The 2,199-nt window shown below is 71.1% G+C and carries 4 protein-coding genes; 2 read left to right on the top strand and 2 right to left on the bottom strand.

The features are described from left to right. On the bottom strand, nucleotides 1-316 hold a 316-nt coding region (locus KBX39_RS29460), incomplete at its 3' end, for a helix-turn-helix domain-containing protein (protein ID WP_312247512.1). A gap of 14 nt (nucleotides 317-330) precedes the next feature. Between KBX39_RS29460 and KBX39_RS29455 the strand changes: the two genes are divergently transcribed. Further along, on the top strand, nucleotides 331-1,128 hold the full coding sequence (locus KBX39_RS29455) for an SDR family NAD(P)-dependent oxidoreductase (RefSeq protein WP_312247511.1): 798 nt from the start codon (nucleotides 331-333) through the stop codon (nucleotides 1,126-1,128). A gap of 15 nt (nucleotides 1,129-1,143) precedes the next feature. Here KBX39_RS29455 and KBX39_RS29450 read toward each other — a convergent pair whose 3' ends face one another. Next, nucleotides 1,144-1,611, bottom strand: a complete 468-nt coding sequence (locus tag KBX39_RS29450) for an SAM-dependent methyltransferase (protein ID WP_209961572.1) — start codon at nucleotides 1,609-1,611, stop codon at nucleotides 1,144-1,146. Nucleotides 1,612-1,683: 72 nt separating this feature from the next. Here KBX39_RS29450 and KBX39_RS29445 point away from each other — a divergent pair. Continuing rightward, a partial coding sequence (locus tag KBX39_RS29445; protein ID WP_210873657.1) for a PhzF family phenazine biosynthesis protein occupies nucleotides 1,684-2,199 on the top strand: 516 nt, incomplete at its 3' end.

The raw sequence follows: 2,199 nt of genomic DNA, 5'->3' as shown, positions 1-2,199 counted from the left end.
CCAGGCCGTCGCTTTCCAACGCGCGCAGTGTCCGGCTGAGCATGCGCGGGCTGATGCCCTCCACGGCGCGGTGCAACTCGTTGAACCGGTGCGGATGCCGGCCGAGCAGGGTGATCAGCAACAGAGTCCACTTGTCGCTCACCCGCCGCAGCAGGTCGGTGACCGGACAGCGGTCGTACTCGCCGGCCGGAACCGGCACCGGCAGCCGATGATCGAGCAGCGAGGCACTCACATCGGTGTCACCTGTGGACATGAAAGTGCCTTCTTTCGCCTCCGCCGGCCTGCTGCCCAGGATGGGGCAGGTCGATGAGCACACGATAAGGGGGCGACGTGGGCGTCGTGGTGGTCAGTGGCGGCACGAACGGAATGGGGCGTGCGTTCGCCCTGGCGCGGGCCGAACGTGGCGACCGCGTCCTGGTGCTCGGCCGCAACCGTGCACGTGGCGAAGCGATGGCCGGCGGCCTGATCGCCTTCCTTCCGGTCGATCTGTCCAGCATGGCCGAGACGCGGCAGGTCATCGAGCACATCCTCGGCGAGCACCAGGTCGTGGACGCGTTGACGCTGTTCGCCAATGCGGTGACGCCGCGTCGCATCGAGACGGTGGAGGGACTGGAGCGTACGTTCGCGCTCTACTACGTCAGCCGCTACCTGCTCAGTTTCGGTCTGCGTCCGGCCCTGGACCGGGCGACCCGGCCGGTGATCGTGAACGTCGCCGGTGTCGGGGTCACGAGAGGCGAGGTGCGCTGGGCCGATCCGCAGATGAGGGAGGGCTACTCGGCCGTCGCCGCCCAGTTGCAGGCCGGGCGGGCCAACGACCTGCTCGGCGTGGGCTTCGCCCAGCGGTCCGGTAGCCGCGCCCGATACGTGCTCTACCATCCCGGGTTCACCAGGAGCGGTGACCGTAGCGCGCTCCCGTTCGTGGTAAGGGGGCTGCTCGCGGTGGCGGCGGCGGTCGCCGCCCGGTCCGTCGCGGACGCGGTGGCGCCGATTCACCGGTTCCTGGACGCGCCGCCGACCGCGCCGGTGACCGCCGTCGACCGGGGGAAGCAACTTCCGCCCGGTTTCCCGACCCTCGACCCTCATGACGCCGAGCGGTTGATAGACCTCACGGAGAGGCTGCTGCGGTGAGGCGCCGCGCCGACGCTACGGCCGGAAGTAGTCGGACATCATGCTGCTGACCCACTCCGGCTGCCGGACGTCCGTGGGGACGAACTCCACCAGCACCGGCTTCAGGTCGATGACCGGCGTGCCGGACACCGCGTCGAGGCCCACCACCGTCAGTTCCCGGCCGTGGACCGAATCGATGCGGCAGCACGTCACGCCGATCCGGTTCGGCCGACGGGGACCACGGCCGGCGAACACGCCCATCGGCGGCAGGTCGGCCCGGCCCCGGTAGGGACGGGGTTCGCGGTGGTCGCCGCCGTCCGGGAACCGGTCGAAGACGAACACGACCTCCACGTGCGAGAACTCCTCCAGGCCCTGCAGGCACGCCTCGCCGAAACGCTCGTCGACGACGATCGTGCTGCGAACGGCGCCCCAGTTGTCGCTGTGCTGGATGTCCGTCCGGTCGTTGCGGACCGTGCCGATGGGGGTGATCTCGAAGCTGGGCATGCCCGGAGAGTAGTTCCGCGTGGCTCGTCACGGGGGTCCACGAGCCGGGCCACCGGCGCTAGGCTCATGATCATGGACGTTCTCCGATACGCGGCGTTCACCGCAGACCCGGCCGGCGGCAACCCGGCCGGTGTCGTGCTCGACGCCACCGGGGTGGATGACGCGGAGATGCAGCAGGTGGCGGCGCAGGTCGGCTACTCCGAGACGGCGTTCCTCCTGCCCGGCGAGGGCGGGCGGTTCACGGTGCGCTACTTCAGCCCGAAGGCGGAAGTGCCGTTCTGCGGGCACGCGACGATCGCGTCCGCGGTCGCGTTCGCCGAGCGGCACGGCCCCGGCGCGCTGCACCTGGACACCCGCGCCGGACTGGTCGAGGTCGCCACGAGCGCGCAGGCCGACGGCACCACCACCGCCACGCTCACCAGCGTCGCGCCGCGCACCGTACCGCTGGGCGCGGACTACCTGGCGGCGCTGCTCGCCGCGTTGCGCTGGTCGCCGGACGATCTCGACGCGACGCTGCCGCCGCGTGTCGCGTACGCCGGGGCGTGGCATCCGATCGTGGCCGCCGCGACCCGGCGGCCACGATCGGAT

This window comes from Micromonospora sp. D75 (genome assembly GCF_018070405.1).
Classification (GTDB): Bacteria; Actinomycetota; Actinomycetes; order Mycobacteriales; family Micromonosporaceae; genus Micromonospora; species Micromonospora chalcea.
Note: the sequence above shows the minus strand (reverse complement) of the source record. Positions and strands in the feature narration are given on the sequence as shown.

Bases quoted from the DNA above. Each gene is read 5' to 3' on its own strand.
- KBX39_RS29450 (WP_209961572.1), bottom strand. From the start codon at position 1,611: ATGCCCAGCTTCGAGATCACCCCCATCGGCACGGTCCGCAACGACCGG.